The sequence below is a fragment of the Wenzhouxiangella sediminis genome, assembly GCF_003410055.1.
Taxonomy (GTDB): Bacteria; Pseudomonadota; Gammaproteobacteria; order Xanthomonadales; family Wenzhouxiangellaceae; genus Wenzhouxiangella; species Wenzhouxiangella sediminis.
In genome coordinates, this window is the sequence record NZ_QUZK01000041.1 from 136,322 (window position 1) to 160,064 (window position 23,743).

22 protein-coding genes are annotated in these 23,743 nt (G+C 62.0%); 14 read left to right on the top strand and 8 right to left on the bottom strand.

Features of this window, described 5'->3' with window-relative positions; translation table 11 throughout:
- Positions 1–21: 21 nt before the first annotated feature.
- From DZC52_RS10770 to DZC52_RS10785, 4 genes are all read left to right on the top strand, one after another.
- The gene (locus tag DZC52_RS10770; protein ID WP_116651145.1) at positions 22–1,149 is read left to right on the top strand and encodes a PilT/PilU family type 4a pilus ATPase; all 1,128 of its coding nucleotides are present in this window, start codon (positions 22–24) and stop codon (positions 1,147–1,149) included.
- Between the two features lie 219 nt (positions 1,150–1,368).
- A complete protein-coding gene (locus DZC52_RS10775) occupies positions 1,369–2,061 on the top strand; it encodes a response regulator transcription factor (RefSeq protein WP_116651146.1) in 693 nt (230 codons plus the stop codon).
- Positions 2,039–3,322 carry a sensor histidine kinase gene (locus tag DZC52_RS10780; protein ID WP_116651147.1) on the top strand — a complete coding sequence of 428 codons (1,284 nt, stop codon included), beginning with the start codon at positions 2,039–2,041 and terminating at the stop codon, positions 3,320–3,322. The genes DZC52_RS10775 and DZC52_RS10780 overlap by 23 nt, the downstream gene beginning before the upstream one ends.
- A 303-nt stretch (positions 3,323–3,625) precedes the next feature.
- Positions 3,626–3,892 carry a hypothetical protein gene (locus tag DZC52_RS10785; protein WP_147307665.1) on the top strand — a complete coding sequence of 89 codons (267 nt, stop codon included), beginning with the start codon at positions 3,626–3,628 and terminating at the stop codon, positions 3,890–3,892.
- Positions 3,893–3,898: 6 nt separating this feature from the next.
- Here DZC52_RS10785 and DZC52_RS10790 read toward each other — a convergent pair whose 3' ends face one another.
- Complete coding sequence (locus tag DZC52_RS10790; RefSeq protein ID WP_116651149.1) at positions 3,899–4,420, bottom strand: hypothetical protein; 522 nt, start codon at positions 4,418–4,420, stop codon at positions 3,899–3,901.
- 49 nt (positions 4,421–4,469) lie between these two features.
- Positions 4,470–5,504: a hypothetical protein gene (locus DZC52_RS10795; protein ID WP_116651150.1), complete on the bottom strand. Its 1,035-nt coding sequence runs from the start codon at positions 5,502–5,504 to the stop codon at positions 4,470–4,472.
- Between the two features lie 296 nt (positions 5,505–5,800).
- On the opposite strand from DZC52_RS10795, the gene tkt reads away from it, so the two are divergent.
- The gene (gene tkt, locus DZC52_RS10800) at positions 5,801–7,798 is read left to right on the top strand and encodes a transketolase (RefSeq protein ID WP_220338337.1); all 1,998 of its coding nucleotides are present in this window, start codon (positions 5,801–5,803) and stop codon (positions 7,796–7,798) included.
- Between the two features lie 308 nt (positions 7,799–8,106).
- Positions 8,107–9,111, top strand: a complete 1,005-nt coding sequence (gap, locus tag DZC52_RS10805; RefSeq protein ID WP_116651152.1) for a type I glyceraldehyde-3-phosphate dehydrogenase — start codon at positions 8,107–8,109, stop codon at positions 9,109–9,111.
- Between the two features lie 203 nt (positions 9,112–9,314).
- Here the strand turns inward: gap and DZC52_RS10810 are convergent, their stop codons facing one another.
- The gene (locus tag DZC52_RS10810; RefSeq protein ID WP_116651153.1) at positions 9,315–9,776 is read right to left on the bottom strand and encodes a helix-turn-helix domain-containing protein; all 462 of its coding nucleotides are present in this window, start codon (positions 9,774–9,776) and stop codon (positions 9,315–9,317) included.
- Between the two features lie 459 nt (positions 9,777–10,235).
- On the opposite strand from DZC52_RS10810, the gene DZC52_RS10815 reads away from it, so the two are divergent.
- Both DZC52_RS10815 and DZC52_RS10820 read left to right on the top strand, forming a co-directional pair.
- Positions 10,236–11,399 carry a phosphoglycerate kinase gene (locus DZC52_RS10815; protein ID WP_425451394.1) on the top strand — a complete coding sequence of 388 codons (1,164 nt, stop codon included), beginning with the start codon at positions 10,236–10,238 and terminating at the stop codon, positions 11,397–11,399.
- Positions 11,400–12,070: 671 nt separating this feature from the next.
- Positions 12,071–13,738 (top strand): ATP-binding protein, encoded by a 1,668-nt coding sequence (locus tag DZC52_RS10820; protein ID WP_116651217.1) that lies wholly within the window; start codon positions 12,071–12,073, stop codon positions 13,736–13,738.
- Positions 13,739–13,826: 88 nt separating this feature from the next.
- On the opposite strand, the gene DZC52_RS10825 is transcribed toward DZC52_RS10820, so the two are convergent.
- Both DZC52_RS10825 and DZC52_RS10830 read right to left on the bottom strand, forming a co-directional pair.
- Entirely contained in the window at positions 13,827–14,693 is an 867-nt protein-coding gene (locus DZC52_RS10825; RefSeq protein WP_245960808.1) for an integrase core domain-containing protein, read from the bottom strand.
- Between the two features lie 245 nt (positions 14,694–14,938).
- Positions 14,939–15,313 carry a hypothetical protein gene (locus DZC52_RS10830; RefSeq protein WP_116651155.1) on the bottom strand — a complete coding sequence of 125 codons (375 nt, stop codon included), beginning with the start codon at positions 15,311–15,313 and terminating at the stop codon, positions 14,939–14,941.
- Positions 15,314–15,510: 197 nt separating this feature from the next.
- On the opposite strand from DZC52_RS10830, the gene DZC52_RS10835 reads away from it, so the two are divergent.
- Positions 15,511–16,038: a hypothetical protein gene (locus DZC52_RS10835; protein ID WP_147307666.1), complete on the top strand. Its 528-nt coding sequence runs from the start codon at positions 15,511–15,513 to the stop codon at positions 16,036–16,038.
- Between the two features lie 515 nt (positions 16,039–16,553).
- On the opposite strand, the gene DZC52_RS10840 is transcribed toward DZC52_RS10835, so the two are convergent.
- Together DZC52_RS10840 and DZC52_RS10845 are read right to left on the bottom strand one after the other, a co-directional pair.
- The gene (locus DZC52_RS10840; protein WP_116651157.1) at positions 16,554–16,946 is read right to left on the bottom strand and encodes a hypothetical protein; all 393 of its coding nucleotides are present in this window, start codon (positions 16,944–16,946) and stop codon (positions 16,554–16,556) included.
- A 311-nt stretch (positions 16,947–17,257) separates the two neighbouring features.
- Positions 17,258–18,490, bottom strand: a complete 1,233-nt coding sequence (locus DZC52_RS10845) for an acyltransferase family protein (protein ID WP_116651158.1) — start codon at positions 18,488–18,490, stop codon at positions 17,258–17,260.
- Positions 18,491–18,627: 137 nt separating this feature from the next.
- Here DZC52_RS10845 and DZC52_RS10850 point away from each other — a divergent pair, with 137 nt between their 5' ends.
- From DZC52_RS10850 to DZC52_RS10865, 4 genes are all read left to right on the top strand, one after another.
- Positions 18,628–19,503, top strand: coding sequence for a LytTR family DNA-binding domain-containing protein (locus tag DZC52_RS10850; RefSeq protein ID WP_220338334.1), 876 nt, complete (start codon positions 18,628–18,630; stop codon positions 19,501–19,503).
- A gap of 208 nt (positions 19,504–19,711) precedes the next feature.
- Positions 19,712–19,963: a GlsB/YeaQ/YmgE family stress response membrane protein gene (locus DZC52_RS10855; protein WP_116651160.1), complete on the top strand. Its 252-nt coding sequence runs from the start codon at positions 19,712–19,714 to the stop codon at positions 19,961–19,963.
- A 227-nt stretch (positions 19,964–20,190) separates the two neighbouring features.
- Positions 20,191–21,447: an FG-GAP repeat protein gene (locus DZC52_RS10860; RefSeq protein ID WP_181918905.1), complete on the top strand. Its 1,257-nt coding sequence runs from the start codon at positions 20,191–20,193 to the stop codon at positions 21,445–21,447.
- Between the two features lie 95 nt (positions 21,448–21,542).
- The gene (locus DZC52_RS10865; RefSeq protein WP_116651162.1) at positions 21,543–21,788 is read left to right on the top strand and encodes an HP1242/YdcH family protein; all 246 of its coding nucleotides are present in this window, start codon (positions 21,543–21,545) and stop codon (positions 21,786–21,788) included.
- 21 nt (positions 21,789–21,809) lie between these two features.
- Here DZC52_RS10865 and DZC52_RS10870 read toward each other — a convergent pair whose 3' ends face one another.
- Complete coding sequence (locus tag DZC52_RS10870; protein WP_116651163.1) at positions 21,810–22,184, bottom strand: PaaI family thioesterase; 375 nt, start codon at positions 22,182–22,184, stop codon at positions 21,810–21,812.
- Positions 22,185–22,387: 203 nt separating this feature from the next.
- Between DZC52_RS10870 and DZC52_RS10875 the strand changes: the two genes are divergently transcribed.
- Positions 22,388–23,635 (top strand): tail fiber domain-containing protein, encoded by a 1,248-nt coding sequence (locus DZC52_RS10875; RefSeq protein WP_116651164.1) that lies wholly within the window; start codon positions 22,388–22,390, stop codon positions 23,633–23,635.
- Positions 23,636–23,743: the final 108 nt, after the last annotated feature.

The following is a 23,743-nucleotide window of genomic DNA, read 5'->3' on the forward strand; positions in this document are numbered from 1 at the left end:
GCCATCAATTAAGGAGACGGCATGAACACCATCCAGGACTGGCTGCACAAGCTCCACGACTCAAAGGGCTCGGACCTGTTCGTGACCGTGGGTGCGCCGCCCTGCATCAAGGTGCACGGCAAGATCAAGCCGCTGACCCGCGAGGCGCTCACCCACGAGATGGTCAGCGACATCATCGACTCGATCATGACCGCCGACCAGCGCGAGGAATTCCATTCCACGCACGAGTGCCAGTTCGCCGTCTCGCTCGAGGGTGTGGCCCGCTTCCGCGTCTCGGCCTTCTACCAGCGCAACAGCGTCGGCATGGTCTGCCGCCGCATCGAAACCAAGATCCCCACCTTCGAGGAACTCGACCTGCCCGGGTCGCTCTCGGAGCTGGCGATGCAAAAGCGCGGCATCATCATCCTGGTGGGGGCGACCGGCACCGGCAAGTCGACCACCCTGGCGGCCATGCTCGGCGAGCGCAACATGAAGGCCTCGGGGCACATCATCACCATCGAGGACCCCATCGAGTTCGTGCACAAGCACCGCAAGAGCCTGGTCACCCAGCGCGAAGTGGGCATCGACACCGAAAGCTTCGAGGTGGCGCTGAAGAACACGCTGCGCCAGGCGCCCGACGTGATCCTCATCGGCGAGATCCGGACCCGCGAGGCCATGGAGCACGCCATCACCTTCGCCGAAACCGGTCACCTGTGCCTGACCACGCTGCACGCCAACAACGCCAACCAGGCGATGGACCGCATCCTGCACTTCTTCCCGGAAGACCGTCACCCGCAGGTGCTGCTGGACCTGAGCTTCAACCTCAAGGGCGTGGTCGCCCAGCAGCTCGTGCCCTCGATCGACGGCAGCCGCCGCCACGTGGCCCTGGAAATCCTGCTCAACACGCCGCTCATCCAGGAGAAGATCCGCAAGGGCAAGATCGAGGAGCTCAAGGAGCTCATGAAGGACTCGCGCCACCACGGCATGGTGACCTTCGACCAGAGCCTGCTCGAGCTCTACCAGGAAGGCCTGATCTCCTACGAGGAGGCCCTGCGCCACGCCGATTCGGCCAACGATCTGCGCCTGGCGGTCAAGCTCAGCGAGGGCGGCGATGCCGACTCGCTGTCCGGCAAGCTGCAAGACCTCAACCTGATTGATGACGAGCGCTGAGGCCTGCATTTAACACGCAACTTACCGCTGTAACGGCATTTTCTTCCCCGTTTAACATCTGGTTAACCGTTCGGGGCGTAGCATTTGTCTCGTTGGTGCTCAAAGCGCGAGCCAAGTTTCTGCACCGACGGTTACGGGGCAATGTGGGCCCGGACGGAGTCGACCCCTCCGTCCGGGCATTTTTTTACCGCACTTTCGACTCAGGGGAATAATCGGCTGATGCGGATCCTCATTATCGAAGACAATCGCGACATCGCCGCCAACCTCGGCGATTTCCTTTCCGACCGGGATCACGAGGTCGACTACGCCTACGACGGCGTCACCGGCCTGCACCTGGCGGTGGTCAACGAATTCGACGCCATTGTGCTCGACCTGGCGCTGCCCGGCATGGACGGCCTGGAGGTCTGCCGCAAACTGCGCGAGGACGGCCGCAAGGACACGCCGGTGCTCATGCTCACCGCGCGCGACCAGCTCGAGGACAAGCTCACCGGGTTCGAATCCGGCGCCGACGACTACCTGGTCAAGCCCTTCGAGCTGCGCGAAGTCGAGGCACGGCTGGAAGTGCTGGCCCGCCGCGGCCAGCGCGTCAAGCCGCGCGAGCTGCAGGTGGCCGATCTCGAGTACAACCTCGAAACGCTCAAGGTCAAGCGCGCCGGCAAATCCATCGATCTCAACCCGATCGGCCTGAAACTGCTCGAGAAGCTGATGACCGCCTCGCCGGCAGTGGTCACCCGCCGCGAGCTCGAGCACCACGTCTGGGGCGAGGAACTGCCCGACAGCGACAGCCTGCGCGTGCACATCCACAGCCTGCGCGCGGCCATCGACAAGCCCTTCGACACGCCGCTGATCCAGACGCGACACGGCATCGGTTACTGCCTGGTGGCACCGGATGAAGTATCGGCGTCGACTTAGAAGCCGACTGATCTTCTCCTTTCTGGTGTTCGGCACGCTGCTCAGCGTGCTGTTCGCCGCGGCCGTGCTGCTCGTGCAGAGCTGGCTGGTCGACGCGCTGATCTCGCGCACCCTGGCCGACGAGATCGACCAGTACGTCGCCGGCCTGCGCGAAGACCCCACGCTCGTCGAGCCCTTCTACACCCGCATCGAAGGCTACGTCACCCGGCCGGGTCGGGCCGAGATCGTGCCCGAGCCCTTCCGCAGCCTGGCCAGCGGCGTGCACGACGTCACTACCGACGACGCCCAGTACAAGGCGGCCGTGCGCAAGGAAGACGACTTCTGGGTGTTCCTGACCTACGACGTCTCGGAGAACCAGGAACTGGCGCGCCGCCTCGAGATCGCCCTGGCCGCCGCCGTGCTGATCTTCATCCTGTTCTCGCTGGCCCTGGGCATCTGGTCGTCGAGCCGCGTCATGGCGCCGGTGACCGAACTGGCGAGGCGCATCGAGGCGATGGACGAGCACGCCCCGCCCGGCGACCTGGCCCGGCATTTCCCCGACGACGAAGTCGGCCAGCTCGCCGCCGCGCTCGATGACTACGCCCACCGTCTCAAGGACCTGGTCGAGCGCGACAAGGCCTTCAATGCCGACGTCAGCCACGAGCTGCGCACGCCCCTGGCAGTGATCTCCGGGGCCACCGAGCTGCTGCTGGCCCAGCCCGAGCAGGACGAGCGCACCCACGAGCGCCTGCTGCGCATCGCCCGTGCCGCGCGCCAGTCCACCGACATCACCACCGCGCTGCTGCACCTGGTGCGCGCCGAACGCGACGCCGATGGCAATGGCCACGCCCACGACGTCGCCCAGATCGCCCGGCAGGTCGTGGGCAACTACGAACCCCTGGTCGGCGACCGCGATCTCGAACTGGCCGTCGACGAGCGCGAGCAGGTCAGCGTCATCGCCCCCGAGGCGGTCATCGCCGTGGTGCTGGGCAACCTGGTCGGCAACGCCATCCGCTACACCACCGAAGGCGAAGTGCGCGTGCGCATCCAGCCCGGCGAAGTCAGCATCCTGGACACCGGCCCCGGCATCGACGAAGAAGAACTCCCCCACGTCTTCGACCGCCACTTCCGCGGCCACCAGGCCGGCGGCACGAAGGGCTCCGGTCTCGGGCTGTCGATCGTGAAGCGCCTCTGCGACCTGTATGGCTGGCGGATCGAGTTTGCCAATCGGGAAAGTGGCGGGTTGTGTGTAACTTTGCGATTCTTTCCCGATCGAGGTTGATTAGGTTTCAGGGTTCAGGTTTCAGGTTTCAGGAAAACACAAGACCGGCTCCGGGCTGCTTGTTGGCTCCCACTGGTTTGAAGTCTTCGGCGGGTACGGCGCTGGGCTTTCCGGCAACGCATTCCCGGCCTCGCCAAGCGCCCCTGAAACCTGAACACTGAAACCTATCCGCTTTCAAACTGGCAACGATTGACGCAGGCCCGCTAAACTAAGCCCATGGCCATTATCAATTGCCCAAATTGCAGTAAGCGAATTTCGGACCAAAGCACCTTCTGCGCCCACTGCGAATTGCCGCTGGGTGAGATGTCTCAGGCGGATGTCGCGCGGCTGGAGCTGCGCCGGTGGCGGCGCCGTGTGTGGCAGTCCAAGAACGTGACCTACGCGGCGATGACCGCGCTGGTGGTCGGCGCCATCTGGTGGTGGCTGGCCGAGCCGCAGGGTTGGACCCTGCCGCCGCCGGTGCTGCCGATCGGGCTGATCGCGCTGGGTGGGGTGGCCTACCTGGCCGGGCGCGTGTGGCTGTTCTGGCTCAAGATGGAGCGCAACCGCCCCAGGCCCCCGCGCGACTGAGCGCGCTTATTCGACGCGGTCGACCTGGACCTGCTTGTTGTAGCCTTCGACCTGCAGGCGCCAGCCGCCGAACATGCCCTGCTTGATGGTCACGCGCGGGCTCTCGACTTCGGAGACGAAGTAGGTGTCGGGGGCGCTCTGCTCCCAGACCATGCCGTTTTCCAGCTCGAAGCGGGTGTCGCCGCGCCAGCCGTTGAAGTTGCCGACCAGCCGGCTGTTGATGGGCGGGGCGTTGCTGCTGCCGCGATCCTCGAAGCCGCGCATGTCCTGGTCGGCCGTCATGCCGCCGCCCTGCTGCGCGCGCTGCCGGTTGAGCTCGATGGCTTCCTCCTGCGTCAGCGACCGTTCGCGAATCCACTGGTTGAGCGCGGCCAGTTCTTCCCTGCTGAGCTTGTGCAGCCCGGTTTCCATGAACTCCTGGCCGGTCATTCTCTCTTCCAGGGTGGAAAACGATTCCTGCGCCAGGGCAGCGGAACAGAAGGCAAGCGCGATCAGCGCGGTGCTGAAACGGAAGGCGACAGTGGGCATGTCCAGGAATCCCCCGGTGAGTTCTCGATCAGGTTAAGACGAAATGAGCTTACAGGTCTTGCTTGTAGCGCACGTAGGGAATGCGACCGTAGACGCTTTCGAGCGGATCTTCAAGTGCGGCGGCGTCGGCGCTGGCCTCGTCGGCGCGCGGGGCCGCGTCCATGACGTTGCTCACGCCGATCGACAGCGAGGCGTTGCGCTGCGCGTGCCAGGAAAACTCCAGGTCGAAGGAGTTGAGCGTGCCCGGCGCCTGGTCGGCGCCCATCCACAGCGGCAGTTCGCGGTGGTGGCCCATCATCTCGCCGCTGAAGTTGCCGCGGCGCCAGCCCAGCAGGACCTGGGCGGAGTTGGTGTAGAGCGTGTCGTTGCGCGAATCCAGCGATTCGAAGGGCATGCCCAGGTCGGCCAGGGTCATGCGCTGGCGGTAGCGGGCCAGCTGCAGGCCCACCAGGAAATCGCCGATGCGCTCGGTCTGGATGCCGAAGCTGACGTTGACGTCCAGGCCCTCGACGGCGCCGTCGACCGTGGTCTCGGACGGGCGGCGGGCGAGCAGTTCGGGGTCCAGGTCGAAGCCGAAGGGCTGTTCGGCCCGGTTCGGGGTCTCGTCGCCGCGGAAAGCGCTGAAACCCAGTTGCAGGCCGGGGGCGGCCATCCAGTCGCCGGAGACCTGCAGCAGGTTGACCGAATCGCTGGGCAGGGGCTGGTCGACAAAGCGGCAGTCCTGCGCCAGGTAGGAATTCATCGTCATCATGCCCTGGCTGCACTGGATGTGCGCCAGGCTGGCGGTGTTCATCTGCCAGGCCTTCAGCGACCAGGAAAAGGCGCTGCCTTCACCGTCGTCGTCGGCCGCGGCCAGTCCGCGGCGGCCGTTCAGCGGCAGGGTCATCGAAAGGCGCGGGCGTTCGCCGGGCAGGCCCAGCGGCGAGCGGTCGGCGATGACCTGCACCACCGGCGCCTGCGCGGCGGCCGGCTCGCCGGCCTGGCTGTCGGGCACGATCGACCACGGTACGTCGTCCACCGTCTGGGCCTGGGCCCCGGCGGCGATCAGCGCGAACATGATCAGGATGTGCTTCAAGCGAGTCATTTCCCTCGTACCCGTTTGGTCGATAAATCTGCCAGTCTGCCCCCGCTTTGACGTCGCTGGCGCGATAAAGTTTTTCCGAGTTTGCAGTGTATCAGGGTTTTGCGCAGGATGCACTCGCAAAAAATCTCGCAAGTGCCGGAAATCGCCGCATTTGTCCTGGGAGCCGACCGGGCTCCGAACCGCGTGTGAGCGGTTGCCGGGCCCCGCGCCTTGCCCCGCACCCGGCCGGGGCGGGTAAAATGTGCGGTTTCCTCGCCCACATACCAAGCAGGCAGCACAGTTTCATGACCCAGCCGATCAAGGATCGCCGAGAACTCGCCAACGCCGTCCGTGCCTTGTCCATGGACGCCGTCGAGCGCGCCAACAGCGGCCACCCGGGCATGCCCATGGGCATGGCCGATATCGCCGAAGTGCTCTTCCGCGACCACCACAAGCACAACCCGGCCAACCCCGACTGGTGGGACCGCGACCGCTTCGTCGTCTCCAACGGTCACGGCTCGATGCTGCTCTACAGCGTGCTGCACCTGACCGGCTACGACCTGCCGATGGAAGAGCTCAAGAATTTCCGCCAGCTGCATTCCATGACGCCCGGCCACCCCGAGCGCAAGGACGCGCCTGGCGTGGAGACCACCACCGGCCCGCTGGGGCAGGGCCTGGCCAACGGTGTCGGCATGGCGCTGGCCGAAAAGCTGCTGGCCGCGCGCTACAACACCGACGAGCACAGCATCGTCGACCACCACACCTGGGTGTTCGCCGGCGACGGCTGCCTGATGGAAGGCATCTCGCATGAGGCCTGCTCACTGGCCGGCACGCTCGAGCTGGGCAAGCTGGTCGTGTTTTACGACGACAACAACATCTCCATCGACGGCAACACCGACGGCTGGTTCAACGACGACACCCCGGCGCGCTTCAAGGCCTACGGCTGGCACGTGGTCGAGAACGTCGACGGCCACAGCGCCGAGGCCGTCTCGGCCGCCATCGACCGCGCCGTGGCCGTCCACGACAAGCCCACCATCATCTGCTGCAAGACCACCATCGGTTTCGGCGCCCCCAACAAGGCCGGCACCGCCGGCGTGCACGGCGCCGCCCTGGGCGCCGACGAGATCAAGGCCGCCCGCGAGCAGCTCGGCTGGAAGCACGGCCCGTTCGAGATTCCCGACGATATCCGCGCCGCCTGGGATGCCCGCGAGAAGGGCGCGGCCGCCGAAAAGGAATGGAACGAGCGCTTCGAAGCCTACAAGGCCGCGCACCCGGACAAGGCCGCCGAGTTCGAGCGGCGCATGAAAGGCGAGCTGCCCGAGAACTTCGACGGCCTGGTCGAGCAGATCCTGGCGAAGCTGCAGGGCGACGACAAGAAGGTCGCCACGCGCAAGGCCTCGGGCGCGAGCATCGAGGAATTCGCCCCGCACCTGCCCGAACTGATCGGCGGCTCGGCCGACCTGACCGGCTCGAACAACACCAACTGGTCGGGCAGCGTCGACGTGCTCGACGACGCGGCCAACGGCAACTACATCTACTACGGCGTGCGCGAGTTCGGCATGACCGCCATCGTCAACGGCCTGTACCTGCACGGCGGCTTCATCCCGTATTCCGGCACCTTCCTGGTGTTCAGCGACTACGCGCGCAACGCCGTGCGCATGTCCGCGCTGATCCCCACCGGCGCCATCCACGTCTACACCCACGACTCGATCGGGCTGGGCGAGGACGGCCCCACCCACCAGCCGGTGGAGCACACCACCAGCTTGCGCATGATCCCCAACCTGGACGTCTGGCGCCCGGCCGACAAGGTCGAAGCCGCCTCCGCCTGGGCCGAGGCGCTGAAGCGCCGCAAGGACCCGACCGCGCTGGTCCTCACCCGCCAGGGCTTGCCGCACCTGGACAAGACCCAAGACCAGATCAAGGCCATCTCGAAGGGCGGCTACGTCCTGAAGGACGCCGAAGGCGGCCAGCCCGAGGTCATCCTGATCGCCACCGGCTCGGAAGTCGGCCTGGCCATGGACGCCGCCGCCGAGCTGGAAGGCGAGGGCAAGAAAGTCCGCGTCGTCTCCATGCCCAACCCCGGCCGCTTCCTCGAACAGGATGAGAGCTACCGCGAGTCCGTCCTGCCCAATGCCGTCAAGGCCCGCGTGGCCCTGGAAGCGGGCGTCACCTACTACTGGTGGCCCTTCGTCGGCGAAAAGGGCAAGGTCATCGGCATCGACACCTTCGGCGCGTCCGCGCCGGCCGAAGACCTGTTCAAGGAATACGGCTTCACCACCGAGGCGGTGGTCTCGGCCGTCCGCGAGGTTCTATAGCGGAGTGTGCGGGCAATAGCCTTTTTCCTCTCGCAATGGCGCGACGGCGCAAGGGGCGCAAAGGAAAAGAAGGAAAGATGGATATTTGAAACACTCGTTGGTTAGCGGCAAGCGCTAGCGCTTCCTGTCCGGCCTTTCAGTCCCTTTATTCTTTCTTTTTTCTTTCTTTGCGTCCTTCGCGCCGTTGCGTCTTTGCGAGAAACCCCACAGCAGCAAGCCCAAATAACCCCCACAAGTTGGCCCTCCGGCCCCAGCCGCAGTAAAATACCCGGATTCCTCGAAATCCAAGACTTGCGGAGATTCCTGTCATGTCCATCAAGGTTGCCATCAACGGCTACGGCCGCATTGGCCGTAACGTGCTGCGCGCGCTCTACGAAGCCGATCGCACCGGCGAAATCCAGATCGTCGCCATCAACGACCTGGCCGACGTCGAAACCAACGCCCTGCTGACCCAGCGCGACACCGCGCACGGCAAGTTCCCGGGCGAGGTCTCGGTCGAGGGCGATCACCTGGTGGTCAACGGCGACAAGATCCGCGTGTTCGCCGAGCGCGATCCGGCCAACCTGCCCTGGGGCGAGCTGGGCGTCGACGTGGTGCTGGAGTGCACCGGCATCTTCGCCAGCAAGGAAAAGGCCTCGGCCCACCTGAAAGGCGGCGCCCGCAAGGTGCTGATCTCCGCGCCGGCCGGCAAGGACCTGCCGACCATCGTCTACGGCGTCAACCACGACATCCTCAAGGCCGGCGACGACATCGCCTCGAATGCCAGCTGCACCACCAACTGCCTGGCGCCGCTGGTCAAGCCGCTGCACGAGGCCATCGGCATCGAGCAGGGCCTGATGACCACGATCCACGCCTACACCAACGACCAGGTCCTGACCGACGTCTACCACAAGGACCCGCGTCGCGCCCGCGCCGCCGCGCAGAACCAGATCCCGACCAAGACCGGCGCGGCCGCCGCCGTCGGCCTGGTCATGCCCGAACTCGACGGCAAGCTCGACGGCTACTCCATCCGCGTGCCCACCATCAACGTCTCGGTCGTCGACCTGAGCTTCATCGCCAGCCGCGACACCTCGGTGGATGAAATCAACGCCGCGGTCAAGAAGGCCAGCGACGGCCCGCTCAAGGGCATCCTCGGCTACAACACCGAGCCCCTGGTCAGCAGCGACTTCAACCACAACCCGCACTCGTCCATCTTCGACGCCACGCTGACGAAAACCTCCGGCCGCCTGGTCAAGGTCTTCAGCTGGTACGACAACGAGTGGGGCTTCTCCAATCGCATGCTCGATACGGCCCTGGCCCTCAGCAAAGTCTGAGAATGCCCGTCGTCCCGGCCCCCGAGCCGGGACCTCCCGGATCGAAGCCAAAAAAAGCCCGGCCACAGCGCCGGGCTTTTTCTTTTCTCTTTCCGGAACCCCGAACTGACGCGAAGCGTCATCCCGGACCCCGATCCGGGACCTCCCATCTCCGAACCCTTTTTTTCATCTTTTCCTGAAACCTGAACCCTGAAACCTAATAGTCAGAGCTTCCTCCCAAGCTTCTTCTCCGCAATCCGCCGCTCCATGTTCTGAAACGGCAGCCGGATGATCTCGTAAGCCATCAACCCCTGGAACACCAGGCCCAGGCCGACGCCGCCGAACACGATGTACAGCAACGGCGTATCGAACCCCCAGCTGGCAAAGAAAAAGATCGCCAGGATGAAATACACCACCACGCCGCTCAGAAAGTCCTTGACTCCCTTCGCGTACTCCATGGCCTCGATCTCGTCTCGTTTGACTTCTTCGCGTTCTGTCATGTCGTTTTCCTCCGAAGTGAATGTGGAAAAATCCACCTCGAACACCGCCGCCAGCGCCTTCGCCGTCTCCAGACTCGGCTTCCCGCCGCGCTCGATCCGCTGAATCGTGCGAACCGTCACGCCGGTAAATTCCGCCAACTGATCCTGCGACCAGCCGCGCCTGAGCCTGAGCTTCCGAACAATCATGCGCTACGTCCTTCGGTTTCGAGGTGACCCCATCCTCACCACGGGCCACGAAATTGAACACGACACCAACCCGAAATCTACCCGAAACCGACGCGAAGCGTCGCCCCGGACCCCGATCCGGGACCTTTTTGCTGAACCCCAACGAGCCCTGCAAGCCTCATGAAGGAGCGGCCTCCAGACCACGATCCTCCCCCAAAGACGCCACTGCCCCGGGAAGCCGACTCAGACCATCCCCGTAGCCGCGTGTCCCCGGAACCCCGAACTGACGCGAAGCGTCATCCCGGACCCCGATCCGGGACCTCGCATTCCCCGAACCCGGAACCCCTCCTTCCTCCGATCCCCCGACCCCGTCTCTTCCCTCCTGAAACCTGAAACCTGAACCCTGAAACCTAATATCGGCCTTGAGCCCAACCCCACCCCTATCTAAACTGACCCCATCAGCCAACCGAAACTCCAGGAATCAGAATGAAAACGATCGACCAGGTCGATATCCAGGGCAAACGCGTCCTAATCCGCGCCGACCTCAACGTCCCCATCCGCAACGGCCAGGTCACCAGCGCCGCCCGCATCGAAGCTGCCCTGCCCACCATCAAGCAGGCCGTCGACGCCGGCGCGGCGGTCATGGTCATGTCCCACCTCGGCCGCCCGGAAGAGGGCAGCTTTGATGAGGAATTCACCCTGGCCCCAGTCGCCGAAAAGCTCACCGAAATGCTCGGCCAGCCCGTCGAGCTCAAGCGCGACTGGATCGACGGCGTCGACGTGGACCCCGGCCAGGTCGTCCTGCTCGAAAATGTCCGCTTCCTCAAGGGCGAAAAGGCCAACGACGACACCCTGGCCCAGAAAATGGCCGACCTGGCCGACGTCCTGGTCTTCGACGCCTTCGCCACTGCCCACCGCGCCCAGGCCTCCACCGAGGGCGTGATCCGCCACAGCAAGGTCGCCTGCGCCGGCCCCCTGCTGGCCCGCGAAGTCGAATCCCTGGAAAAGGCCCTGGCCAAACCCGAGCGCCCCATGGTTGCGATCGTCGGCGGCGCCAAGGTCTCCTCCAAGCTCACCGTCCTCAAAGCCCTGATCGAAAAGGTCGACCAGCTCATCGTCGGCGGCGGCATCGCCAACACCTTCCTGGTCGCCGCCGGCTACGACGTGGGCGGCTCGCTCTACGAAAAGGACCTGGTCGACACCGCAAAGGACCTGATCAAGCGCGCTGAAGAAAAGGGCGCGGCCATCCCGCTACCCACCGACGTCCTCACCGCCGAGCGCTTCCACGAAGACGCCCACGCCACGCTGAGATCAGTTGGCCGTGTGCGCAAGGACGAGATGATCCTCGACATCGGCCCCGAATCGGCCGGAAAACTCGCAGCCATCGTCCGCCAGGCCGGTACGGTGATCTGGAACGGGCCGGTGGGGGTGTTCGAGTTCGAGGCCTTCCATTCCGGCACGCAGGCCATCGCGCATGCCGTGGCGGCCTGCAAGGGCTTTACGCTGGCCGGTGGCGGCGACACCATCGCGGCGATCGAGAAGTTTCATGTTGCCGATCGAATTGATTACATTTCGACCGCGGGTGGAGCGTTTTTGGAGTATGTGGAGGGGAAGAGCCTACCTGCATTACAGGCTCTTTCCTGACGGAGCTCGTTTTCTAATCGCAGCGGACATGATCTGTCCGAGAGCCACTTTACATTAATTATTGAGCGGCGGGGCGATGATAGGGACGCGCGCGAATTGGTGATACTTTATAGTGATCATACAGTTGGCGAAGTAGTTTGGAGTAGACCTGTGTCACGACGGGCACCCGCAGCAGACTTAGAATTCATTGCTAAGTCTAAGAAAGAGCGATTGGATTATCTTAATGCCGGCGTCTCTCTGGTCAGCAGAACTGGCTACACGATTGACGAGCTCCAAGAGAAAGCCGTGTTCGACAGATTGAGGCTTGCGTCTTCTATCTTAGCGGATGGGCGATCATCCTTAGGCTTGGCGCGTCCATCGTTCCGAATGTCGATTAGTCGATCGTATTACTCAATGTACCATTCAGCGAGAGCGGTTTCCTTTTGCGTAAATGGCGGTGATGATCAACAGGACCACTCCAAGCTTCCGGGGGCGCTGCCGTCCGATTTTCCTGACAGGGCAGATTGGGAGAACGCGCTCAAGAACGCTAGGTATGAAAGAAACCGAGCAGACTACGAGCCCTATCCAAGGAACGAACGGGCCTTAAAAGAACTGGCTGAGGAGCAGGCAAAGCTGGCTGCCGATTTCCTTGCTGAGTCTAGAAATTATTTAAGATCTAGAGGATGGAATATATGAGCGTCGACTTTGACATTAAAGCGCTTGTTGCTCGGAAGTTTAATGAGGCCGGGGTTCTCACGGATTCGATAGATGTAAGAACCTATCCGTCTGAGGTTATTGTCATAGTTCATGTCTCAAGAGACTTTGATCAGGCATTGCGTGTTGCTCAAGATATTGATGGGCTCATTGAGGACGGTTTTGTTACTGTTAAACGCTCTAAGGGAAGCAAGACTAAGAAGAAGGGAAAGAAGATTACTAGTGTCCACGATGAGAGGGTGGATGAGCTAATTGAGCTTCTTAGTGCGCGGTCCCGAACCTCTGAAAGCCAGCCAAGCTTGCGATACGTTTACGATGCGGATGAGAGGCTTAAGGTCGCACGTTCTCCTCGCCATCATCTCGTGTTTGGTCGTAGAGGTGTTGGAAAGACAGCGCTCCTTCTCGAGGCCAAGCGATTGCTTGAACGAGATGGCGACTATACGCTTTGGGTGAATATTCATTCACTCCGTGGCTTGAGATATGAGGAAGCGTTCTTGACCATAGCTCAACGGCTTTCAGATCTGGTTATTGGCGCGCTTCAAGGGTCTGGCTCAATGACCGGCGCGCTTAGAATGATGGCCTCTGTTCGGGAGGATCTCGAGTCACAATTGGGTCTTGCCAGTGAAGGGAAAGTGAGGCTTTCCAGGGTTGTCCCAAAGCTTCAGCAGGCTCTGTCGAGATTTTGCATGGAGGCTGGCTCGGCCATTTATGTATTTTTGGATGATGTTCATTATTTGCCTCCTGAAGACGTCCCTCGTTTGCTCGATTGTCTTTTAGGTATCACACGAGACAACGAGGTGTGGCTAAAGGTTGCTGGCATACAGCACCAGACGAGGTGGTTCGTCCCCGAGCCGCCAACTGGCTTGCAGACAGGCCATGACGCTTCAATTATCAGTCTAGATGTCACATTAGAAAAGCCCGAAAAGGCCAAGGAGTTCCTGACAAGTATCCTGAAAGGATATCTTGAGGAAGCTAATGTGCTTCCCCTAACGGGATTCTTGAGTTCTTCAGCAGTAGATAGGCTGGTGTTAGCTTCGGGCGGTGTTCCAAGGGATTTCCTGACGCTCTGTGCAACATCACTACAGCAGGCTAGGCAGAGAGCCAACGCGCGCTTGGTCGGTGTTCAGGATGTAAATAATGCTGCAGGTATCGCCGCCAGCACTAAACTTCAGGAGTTGGAAGATGACGCTGCCGCTGCCCGAGGCCGATCAGCTGCTTTGGTAAGTACGCTTCATACCACTAGAGAATACTTGCTGAACGAGCAAAAGATCACGTTTTTTAAAATTGACTTGAGAGACAAAGAAGAGAACCCTAGAGAGTATGGTTTTATCCAGGCGCTAGCCGACCTCCGTATGCTCCATTTAATAAATTCAAGCTTGTCTGATCCTCATCAAGCTGGGAGACGGTCGGAAGTTTACTTACTGGATCTCAGTCAGTATTCAGGGTCTCGGCTAAAGCATCACCTCCGAGTCCTTGACTTCGAAAAAGGGCATTTGGTTTTGAAGAGAACACGGAGTTCTGATTCGACAAAGGTCGGGGATTCTCCAAAGAAATTGATGGCCATTCTCCGTGGTGGCCCAATAATGGAGTTGGCATACTTGAGGAAGCTTTGCCTCGAACCAACTCCTGTGGAATCAAATCTGTGAATTCACGCATCCACGAATTGCCGAAGGGATTTCGAAAGCTGTACAAGTTGAGTAATTACCCGACACTCGGGGTCTCCAGTAGCCCTGATTATGCCGCCTCTGCAACCTCGCTTGTAGGCTCCTTCGGAATGATCGGCGGCAACTTCTTTCGGCCTAGTGCATCGCGCAACGCCTGAGCCGGTGTTCGACCCTTCAGGCGATAGCCCTGATGGGTGCGCTTGAGGTTGTAGAAGGCCAGAAACTCGTCCAGATCAGCCTGGATCTGAGCGGCTGATTCGTACCAGTTCTCACGGCCCTTGATGCGGAAGTGCTCATCGAGCAGAGTCCGGTTCATACGCTCCACGAAGCCGTTGGTTCGCGGCGATCTGACCTTGGTTGTCCGGTGCTCGATGTCGTGCAAGGCCAGGAGCAGCTCGTAGGGATGCCCTTCGGGCTTGCCACAGAACTCCCGGCCGTTGTCGGTCAGGATGGCCTGGATGGTGACACCCAGGGCATCGTAGAACGGCAGGACGCGGTCGTAGATCAGATCGGCGGCCGTGATCGGCATCTTCGAGGTATAGACCTTGGCGAAGGCCAGGGAGCAGAAGGCGTCGATCACGACCTGGACGTAGATCTTGCCGACACCCTTGAGTTGGCCCCAGTAGAGCGTGTCCTGGTTTAGCAGCTCGCCGGGTGCGGAGGTCTCGACATGGCGCCTCCGGAACTCGGGAGAATGACGCTCCAGTAGCCGGATCTGCTCGTCGGAGAGGGCGAAGGTCTGCTCCTGGGCCTCGGCTTCCAGCCGCAGGAGGCGCTTGTAGCGCGTCTCCAGATCATGTCGCAGCCAGACGCCGCGTACCCCGGAGGGGCTGACGTCCACGCCCTCCAGCCGCAGGTCGTTGGCGACCCGCTGGGCGCCGTAGGTCGGCTTGGCCAGACAGAACTCGAGAATGCGCTTCTCGGTCGCTTCCGGCACCCGGTTCGGGTGCGGATTCCTGGGCCCGCGGCGCTGCTCGACCAGCAAAAAACCAGGACAGCCACGAAATTTTTGGCGGAAGGGCCCTGTTCCTAGGTGGTTGGCGGCTCGGAATCTTCTGAGCGCGACGTCAGTCGGGCGCGAAATTGTCTATAAGGCGCTGGATTTTGGATCTTGGCCCGAAATCGCCCATGAGGAGGCGCCCGGAACCGACGGTTTTGGGTGAAGTCCTGGTCAGGAGGGCGTTACCAGGGTATCGGCTGTTCTCGTAACTTCTTGAGCGCGAACTCGCCGGATACACCCTTCATCCAGCGCTGGCCCAGATCGGCGGCCTTCTGCATCAAGGCCTCGGCCGAGCCGATCGCACGGTAGTAGCGGCTTTCGGTACCCTGTACGCGCCGCATCCACTCGCGAGGGTGGTTTGCGACGCCCCATAGCGCTTCGGGCGGTCGTCCATCGGCCGCGGACAACTTGCCATGCTTCTCCCGGTGGGTTTGAAGGCCCGTCCAGCGGACAAGATCGACATAGCTGGGCTCTGTGAGGTCGGCTAGGGTGTCGACATCCAGTTCCGCAACCGGCTTGAGCGCCTGGTCCTTGGAAGGGCCGCCAAGCACCTTCAAAACGGCAGATCGAGTCGATTCGAGTCGCTGCCGGACGGAGGTATGCTCGGAGGCCCGGGGCGGTTCAGTGTCCCGGTTAGACTAGTTATCGATGGAGACCAGATAACTGTCTTCGATGAAAATGGCTAGATTATTGAGGAAGTCGATGGGTGCTATTGAATCGCTAAGCGCCAAGTCTTGCTTTCTGGAGGTTGGTTATGAATCGCTTTGCCTACATTTTTATACTTGCGATCTTCCTGATGGCCATCTGGAAAGAGGCTGTTCCAGGTGAGTCTGCTTTTGACCCTGCATGCCCTACCCCTTCCAGCGAAGTGGAAGAGCATATGATGCGTTTCAAGACTGCCAGCGCATACTGGGACAACGACAAGGCAAAGAGAGCCCTTGCCAACATTGAGCCATTAGCGCTAACTGATAAATCGGATCGCGGGACCTGTGAGCGTTTGTGGGACGGGGTTGCCCGAATGCTGGCAATCCGAACTCAACGTGATGGCGCTGAGTACTTCAAATACGACTTTGGCTTCTACAGGTATGGAGAATATTATGCAGTTGCCTTGGTTGAAAATCCAATCGATCCTAATCGCAAAGATGTTCATCCCCTAGAAAGGGTGCATCCGGGGGGCGAATCCAGCATCGTTCTCTTCAACTCTGATCTGCAAAGGTTGGGTGCTTACGACTATCGCGGGATTTCATTTGATGAAGATCCGGACTTGGTTTTGAGGCAATAGACGCGGAATTCGTTAGTCAGAAACCAAGGCGCCCAAGAAAACTCGGACTGAATCGCTCTTGGCCCGGTCGGTGACACTTTGGGCGCTTCTGAGAGTGGGCTGATTTGGGCGCGAGATCGGCTATTGGTTCCGTGGCTCAAGTTCTAACAGAATCCGGGGCTCCCACGAGACATCTGGCTGACGGGCCCAGTTCCTAGGTTGTAACAGCTCGAGTTCTTCTGAGTGCTGGGTCAATGGGACGAGAAACTGTCTGTAAGGCGCTGGATCTTGGCCCGAAAGCGCCTATGAGGAGGCGACCGGCGCCGCCGGCTCCGGGCGAAGTCTTGGTCGGGCAGGCACTACCAGGGTATTGGCTGTTTGCGCCGAGCCTAGTACATTTTCCGTCGACTTGCAGACGAACGCATGCCAGTGCGAGAAACCTGTCTCCCGCAGCCGGAGGATCCAGTGTAGTGATGAAATCTTGGACTGGTTTGATGATGCCGGCCCGGCGAAGCACCGGGCCGGCGCGTTTCCGTTTACTCGATGTCGAGGTCGTCCATCAAGTCTTGGACGGCGTTCTGGACCATCTCGACGGCTTGCGTGCAGGTGGGCGCCGTTGCCTCGATAGTGACTTCCGTGCCACCCGGGCTGCCCACGGTTGCACTGGCCGTGCAGCTGGTGTTCAGTGTGCTGAAGTCGCCGTCGTTGCTCATTGACTGGTCGACCGAGACGTCGGTGATGCGCGCGCCCTTGGCAGAAGTGATCCGCTCCAGAGAATCCTGGAAGGAGACCAGAGCGTCCTCCGCCTCAGCGCTCAACTTCGCGCCGAAATCGACATCGCCTTGACCGTTCGCAGGCGAGGCAATGGCCTGCGGACCTGCGGCGGCGAGCGCGGTGAATACGAACAGAAGAATGTTCAAAAATTTCATTGAAATCCTCCTACCGAATTTGATGCGTGAACCCCTTTTGCGCCAACTCGAGTTCAACATTTGGGACGCTAACATTCGCCGTCGAATAGCGTCAAAATCGCCCCCGACACTCAGGTTGGGCGCCGACTGAAAACCCCGAGGGCGGAACCAAAGGAACCAGCACACTCAGGAAATCCCCGTCTGAATCGCCCTCGTCCCGGTTGGTGACGCTTGGGGTGTCCCTTCCCCTGGAATCGGGCCGCGGAGATGCGCCATGGTGGGCGTCATGAGGAGCGGGTAGTCGGGCCGGTAGCACACCCGCTCCGAAGCTCTTACGCCGCCGAACCCCGGCGCGTCGCAGGGATTGTCGGTCTCGGCGCAAGCCGCATACCCATGAGCGGCTGAAGCCAGCGGACTCTGAGTAAGACGAAGTGATGAATCATGGCACAGCCGGCAATCGTGCCGGTGAGCACGAGCATGGCCTCGACCGGGCCGGGCAGGGACAACGGAATCAGCACTGCGGCGAGCGGTACGATCAGGCTCTGGTGGAGGATGTACCAGGGATAGACTGCCCGGTTGGCATACGGCATCCAGCGCCTCGGCCGGTTCAGCCATGCGGCGGCGTAGCCGAGTATGGCCAGCAGCGCGTTCCAGGCGTAGAGCGCGTGGGCGCTGTCGGAGATTGCACGCCAATTCAGATCAGGTAATGCAGCCAGTTCTTCGGGTGGTAGCACGCGCCCGGCGATGCGAAGCGCCATGTAGATGCTCAGGCCGGTCATGGCCAGCGCGAGTGGGGCTCGCCGGTACTCGCGAGCCGCCGTCCACCATGCGCGCCGGCGGGCCAGGAAGAACCCGAACAGGAAGACCGGGAAGTACTTGGCGTGCTGGGCCCAGTCGCCGAGCAGCGCCTTGGTGTCGCCGAATTGCGGTTCGAGTACATACAGCACGAAAAACCACCACAGCACGGGCAGCGTCACCAGGCAGGTGATGCCGATCCGTCCGACCGGCGCCTGCGTCTGTGCCGGGTTCGGGGTCCGGATCGCCCGCTGCAATGCCACGCCGGCCGCGAGCGCCAGCGTGTAGGTCCACAGGTAGGCCAGGTACCAGAGGTGATTCCAGGTCACCCCGAACTCGGCCCCGGCGAAGCCGCCGCCGGGCCAGGGCTTAAGCTGCAGGTACCGCAGCATGAACGCGCCGAAGCCGGCCTCGAATGCGCCGTTGGCGCGCGCTTCCACCCAGGCCTGGATCGGGACGATGGCCAGCATGCCGAACACCAGCGGCACCAGCAACAGGCTGGTGCGGCGCAGTGCTATCCGGCCGGGGCGCAGTGCCAGTGCGCTCAAGCCTAGCGCCAGGCCCGAGACCAGAAAGATGAGCGGCATCCGCCAGCGGTTGATGGCCACCATGGGCCACTGCAGCCACTCCGCGGTGCTGGGGCTCTTGATGTGAAAGCCCCAATCGGCTACGTAGACCATGCCGACGTGGTAGAGGATCAGCAGTGCAAAGGCGCCGGTGCGCACGGCATCCACGTCGTGGCGTCTTTCTGAAGCGGTCAATCGGTCCATGATCGAAGTCTGAGCGAGATTTGCGCTATCTTCCTGCGGCCGACTCCTGCCGGAAAGCGGCAAGGGACGAACCGTTGGCAGGCAGGGACCAACCGCCGGATGGCGGGACGAAGCTCGGCTAGAATCGCGGCATGCGAATGGATTCCCGATCATTCCTGGACTGGTACGCACCCTATCGGACAGGCTTCGAATGGGGGTTCTGGATCGTTCTCTACCTGGTCAACGGGGTCGCCAACAGCCTGGTCCGGGTGCTCGAGATCGAAGCCGCCGACTCCACGGCCCGCTGGGAGCCGATTGTCTGGGAATGTTCGAGCGCTCTGGCGCTACTGCTGCTGGTGTGGCCGGTGGTGGTGTTTACGCGCCACTGGGCCTGGAGTTGGTCGCACCCCGTCCGGTGGCTGGCCGGTCATGTCCTTGCCAGCGTCGTGTTTTCGCTCGCCCACGTGCTGCTGATGGTCGCGATGCGCGAAGTCGCCTATCGCCTGGCCGGCGGCAACTATGATTTCGGATACTGGCCGGGCGAGCTGGTCTACGAATACCTGAAGGATGCACGAACCTACGCCGGCATCGTGCTCTTCATCGAGGGCTACCGCTTTATTCTCCGGCGCCTCGCCGGCGAGGCGCGCTGGCTCGACGCGCCGCCGGACGGCCGGCCCGACCGCGAGTCGGACGACGACGCAGCCGATGGCCCGCCCGACCATTGTGATCGCTTCCTGGTCAAGATGCTGGGCCGGGAATTCCTGGTGCCGGCCGCCGACATCGACTACGCGCAGGCCGCCGGCAACTACGTCAACCTGGTCGTCGGCAGGCGCGAGTACCCACTGCGGAGCACCATGAAAGGCCTTCTCGAGCGGCTCGATCCCGAGCGCTTCAGGCGGGTTCACCGCAGCTACCTGGTCCGGATCGACCGCGTCGCCGAAATCGAGCCGCTCGAAAGCGGCGATGCGAAGCTGAAGCTTGTCGATGGCACCGAGCTGCCGTGCTCGCGCAGCTACCGCTCCGGACTGACCTGATCGAGAAAGCAGGGCATATAGGTCCAGCGTTCGCGGGGTTCGGTTCCCCGAACGGTCGAGTCAGTCAGGGCTTCGCTTTGAGCGCTGCGGTCTGAGGTTCCTGCCGACTACGGGTGGCGCTTGCAAGCCGTCAACAAAGAGATTACCGTCAACACAGGCGCTGTCGCAGCACGATCGGGGCCGCCCACTCAGCTTAAGGGAGACTGTTATGGAAGGGATTCTGATCTGGTTGATTGTTGGGGGTATCGCGGGCTGGCTCGCGGGCTTGATCGTCAAGGGTGGTGGTCAAGGTATCTTGATCAACATCGTTGTCGGCATTGTCGGTGCGGTCATCGGCGGCTGGCTGTTCGGCCAGTTGGGCGTGGCTATCGGCACCGGCATACTCAACAGCATCGTCACCGCCGTGATCGGCGCGGTAATCCTGCTTCTCATCATCGGGATGATACGGGGCAAGCGCTGAGTCGAGCGCTGCGACAGATTCCGGCACCTGATCGGGCGTGGTCCTGCTCGGTCATTTCCTCGACAAACGCCCGTAGGGCACGCTCTCGGTTCCTGCCCCGCTGGATCATCCAGTGGCGGGTAGGTCCGCGTGCTGGCAGAAATTCATCGAGTCTCACGTAAGTTGAGAGCCATGCCTTCGAGGCCGTCTGCCTCGATATGATTTCATTCGCATTCTCTGGAGACAACATGCCGATACGTAGACTGGCTGTTTGCCGGCTATCGCCCGTTCTGTCCTGCGCCCTGATTGTTGCTTTCGGCAGCTTTCTTGCCACCAACGCTTGTGGCGCATCGCCGATGACTTTCGTGGCGCCCGATGCCGCTGATGGGGACCTGTTCGGGACGGCGGTGGCGATGGATGCCGACCGCATTCTGGTCGGTGCGTCGTCCACCGACCTGGAGCGCGAGGACGTCGGTGCCGTCTATCTGTTCAGCACAGGCGGCGACAGCGCCGTTGAGCTGACGGCAACCTTGACGCCCGATGATGGCGAGTTGGCCGATGCGTTCGGTGCGTCAGTGGCCATCAGTGGCGATTCGGTTCTCGTCGGCGCGCCGCGGGTCATGCTGGGCGAACTCAACGAAGGGGCCGCTTACCTGTTCGAGCGCGAAGGTGGAACGTGGCGTCAGGTGGCCAAGGTTCAACGCGAAAGCCCCGGGAAGAACGACATGGCCGGCGTGGCTGTGGCCCTGGACGGTGTGCTTGCGGTGGTCGGCGCGCCGGGCGCCGATTTCGTGGGTGAAGACTCCGGCGCGGCGCTGGTCTACGAGCGCGGCGACGAAGGATGGCAAAAAGTGATGGAGCTGGCGCCGGAGTCGGCCGGTGAGCGCTTCGGGTCGGCCGTTGCCGTGGATGGCGATCGCATCCTGATTGGTGCCAGCGGCAACGTGCCGGCCAAGGACACCAGCGGAAGCGCCTACGTGTTCGAGCGCAGCGGCGGTCAATGGCGACAGGTTGCACGCCTGACGCCCTCCGACGGTGCCGGTGGCGACGGCTTCGGTGATGCCGTGGCCCTGGAGGGCAGTCGTGCCGTGGTCGGAGCGCGCTTTGCCGACCTGGGCGGTAGTGATGAGGGCGCGGCCTATGTCTACGAGAAAGGCGACGACGGCTGGCGGGAAGTTGCCCGCTTGAGCGCGCCTGATCCGTCCGATCGCGACCAGTTTGGACATGCCGTGGCGCTGGTCGATGGCTTGGCCGTAGTGGGTGCGCCGCGTGTGGACGACCCGGAGCGTGATACCGGCGCGGTTTGGGTGTTCGCCCCGGGCGAGGCGGGCTGGACGATGCGCGAGCGCCTGGCGCCGTCGGCAGCGGGCGCTTACGACCGTTTCGGGTCAGCGCTCGGCGCGGCAGCAGGCCGGGTGGTTATCGGGGCGCCGGAGGATATTCCCGAGGACGCCGAGGGCGAAGTGGTTACGGGAACGGCTACGTTGTATATTCGCGCTCGCTGATGTCGCGCTAGGTGTTACCTTGAGCTGATCCCCAATCAGGTGGCCGGCTCGTAAGCCGGTGGCCGTGAAACCACTTCCGAGCGAGGAGTTCTACAATGACGCATACCCCACATGAACTGGCCGAGGAGTTCCCCGAGTACGCGGAAACGATCCACCAGCTGAAAACCACCGACGCTCACTTCAAGAAGCTGGCCGAGGAGTACCACACGGTCAACCGGCAGGTCCACCGGATGGAAACCGAGGTCGAGGCGGTCAGCAGCGACACCGAGAAGCAGGCCCGGGAACGTCGCCTTCATCTCAAGGACGAGATTGCCGAGTACCTGAAGCAGCACGCCGGCTGATCCCGGCACTGCGGGCGTGGCCTACCTGGAAAGCACATGGCTGGTCGTGACATCCGCGATCAGCTTCCCCTCTGCGCCCGTTACGGTGGTTCTGACCACGCTGACCGTTTTGCCTTTCTTGACGAAGACAGATCTGGCCCTGAAGTCTCCCTCCGATTGATTTGACAGAAAATTGGCGTTCAGCGAGATGGCGAGCGGAAACCCCTTCATCCCGGCTGAGGCCTCCATTTTTCCCATGACCAGCACACTGGCCGTGACATCCGCAAACCAGAGGATGGCCCCGGCATTGGCCACCCCGAATGGATTGTGGATTCCGGCCGTAACGGGCATCTCCGAAACGACCTCGGTAGTGCTCTGCTGGACAATGGTGAACTCGACATTTCCCTGAACTATCACGACTCGGCTCCTTGTGGGTGGCGATTGGGAACGGACTTCTAGAGTACGACCGTGGGCCGCAAATCCAGGACTCCTGCAATTTTCAGCTCAAGTGGCGCGAAGGGCCAACTGCGGCTAATCTAATGGCGGTTTCGGTCTAGATTTCGGAAGCCCCGCATTCGGTGGCTTATTCCACCTATCGACAATAAAAAGGGAAAACCTCCATGAAAACCAGCGTATCGGCAGCCTGCAAGTTATCCAACAGGCGGCGGCTTTCCGTAATTTCTTCGATTGCTGCAAAAAGCATCCCCTTGCTTTCAGCCATTGTCGCGAGCGTCGCGATGGCCTCTACAACGCCTTCCACATTCACCTATCAGGGACAACTCCAGAAATCCAACGCGCTGATATCGGACGCCTGTGATTTCGAATTCATGCTGTACGACGCTGAAACCGACGGTTCGCAGGTCGGCAGCACCAATGCGTTTCAGGACGTGTCGGTTCAGGGCGGTTTCTTCCAGGTCGATCTGGATTTCGGCGCCGGTGCTTTCGAGGCCGGGCAACGCTGGCTGTCGGTCCTGGTCGACTGTGGCGGGACGGGCCCGCTCGTGGAACTAGCGCCTCGCCAGAGGGTTGACCCCGCACCGCTTGCCCAGTATGCCGCCACCGCGGGTACGGTGCTCAACTCGCCCGAGAACGGCTGGACCGTATCGGGTGATGATGTTTACACCAGTGTGCCGGGTGGCGTCGGAATTGGAACCACGTCCCCGATCAATGCGCTGGATGTGAATGGAAAGATTTCGCTCACTCAGTCGCCCGGTAGCGGAACGGTCATCAACGCTTCACCCAACTGGCAGCACGGCGCCGGCCCCCAAGTATTCGGCAATGGCGGGTCCTCCTTTCTCTTGGCCTCCTACGAAGGCTCTTTCGAATCGGCGGGCATCCATGGCGACGGCGATTCCGTGACGATCTGGTCGCCCGGAGACGGCGCGGACGGTCAGCCTGCCGCGCTTCTCTATATCCTCGATGAAGACTCCTTTGACGGATCGGACACCGATCCATACAACGGTAGCGCTCTCGCGGCCTACGTCAACACGTCGGGCGCCTGGGTGCAGGCTTCGGATGCAAACAGGAAGTCGGATGTGGAGCCGATGCAGGGCGCTCTGGATAGGCTGCTGCAGGTCAACGGCTATCAGTATCGGATGGGCCGCCCGGGACGCGATTCCAAGCCCGAGCAGGTGGGCCCACAACAGTATGGGTTGCTTGCTCAGGAAATCGAAACGGTCTTTCCCGCCGCGGTGGAAAAGAGCGACGCCGGCGACTACTTCCTGTCCTACTCGGCCCTTGTGCCGGCGCTCATCGAAGCCATCAAGGAGCAGCAGGCGACCATCGATCAACTGAACGCGCAGAATGCGGCACTTGCAAGACGGCTCGACACTATCGAAGCGAATTTGGCCGGGCAGCCCGGGAGCTAGATGGAGGAAAGGGCATTTAGGGCAGCAAGCGTAAATACGGGGCACCTGCCAGGTCTAAGGGCGGGTGCCCCTTTCATCAATTGAGGGGCCAGGCGCGCATATCGATGA

Coding starts and splice junctions, on each gene's coding strand:
- DZC52_RS10770 (WP_116651145.1), top strand. CDS start 22: ATGAACACCATCCAGGACTGGCTGCACAAGCTCCACGACTCAAAGGGC.
- DZC52_RS10775 (WP_116651146.1), top strand. CDS start 1,369: ATGCGGATCCTCATTATCGAAGACAATCGCGACATCGCCGCCAACCTC.
- DZC52_RS10780 (WP_116651147.1), top strand. CDS start 2,039: ATGAAGTATCGGCGTCGACTTAGAAGCCGACTGATCTTCTCCTTTCTG.
- DZC52_RS10785 (WP_147307665.1), top strand. CDS start 3,626: ATGTCTCAGGCGGATGTCGCGCGGCTGGAGCTGCGCCGGTGGCGGCGC.
- DZC52_RS10790 (WP_116651149.1), bottom strand. CDS start 4,420: ATGCCCACTGTCGCCTTCCGTTTCAGCACCGCGCTGATCGCGCTTGCC.
- DZC52_RS10795 (WP_116651150.1), bottom strand. CDS start 5,504: ATGACTCGCTTGAAGCACATCCTGATCATGTTCGCGCTGATCGCCGCC.
- gap (WP_116651152.1), top strand. CDS start 8,107: ATGTCCATCAAGGTTGCCATCAACGGCTACGGCCGCATTGGCCGTAAC.
- DZC52_RS10810 (WP_116651153.1), bottom strand. CDS start 9,776: ATGATTGTTCGGAAGCTCAGGCTCAGGCGCGGCTGGTCGCAGGATCAG.
- DZC52_RS10820 (WP_116651217.1), top strand. CDS start 12,071: ATGAGCGTCGACTTTGACATTAAAGCGCTTGTTGCTCGGAAGTTTAAT.
- DZC52_RS10835 (WP_147307666.1), top strand. CDS start 15,511: ATGAATCGCTTTGCCTACATTTTTATACTTGCGATCTTCCTGATGGCC.
- DZC52_RS10840 (WP_116651157.1), bottom strand. CDS start 16,946: ATGAAATTTTTGAACATTCTTCTGTTCGTATTCACCGCGCTCGCCGCC.
- DZC52_RS10845 (WP_116651158.1), bottom strand. CDS start 18,490: ATGGACCGATTGACCGCTTCAGAAAGACGCCACGACGTGGATGCCGTG.
- DZC52_RS10850 (WP_220338334.1), top strand. CDS start 18,628: ATGGATTCCCGATCATTCCTGGACTGGTACGCACCCTATCGGACAGGC.
- DZC52_RS10855 (WP_116651160.1), top strand. CDS start 19,712: ATGGAAGGGATTCTGATCTGGTTGATTGTTGGGGGTATCGCGGGCTGG.
- DZC52_RS10860 (WP_181918905.1), top strand. CDS start 20,191: ATGCCGATACGTAGACTGGCTGTTTGCCGGCTATCGCCCGTTCTGTCC.
- DZC52_RS10865 (WP_116651162.1), top strand. CDS start 21,543: ATGACGCATACCCCACATGAACTGGCCGAGGAGTTCCCCGAGTACGCG.
- DZC52_RS10875 (WP_116651164.1), top strand. CDS start 22,388: ATGAAAACCAGCGTATCGGCAGCCTGCAAGTTATCCAACAGGCGGCGG.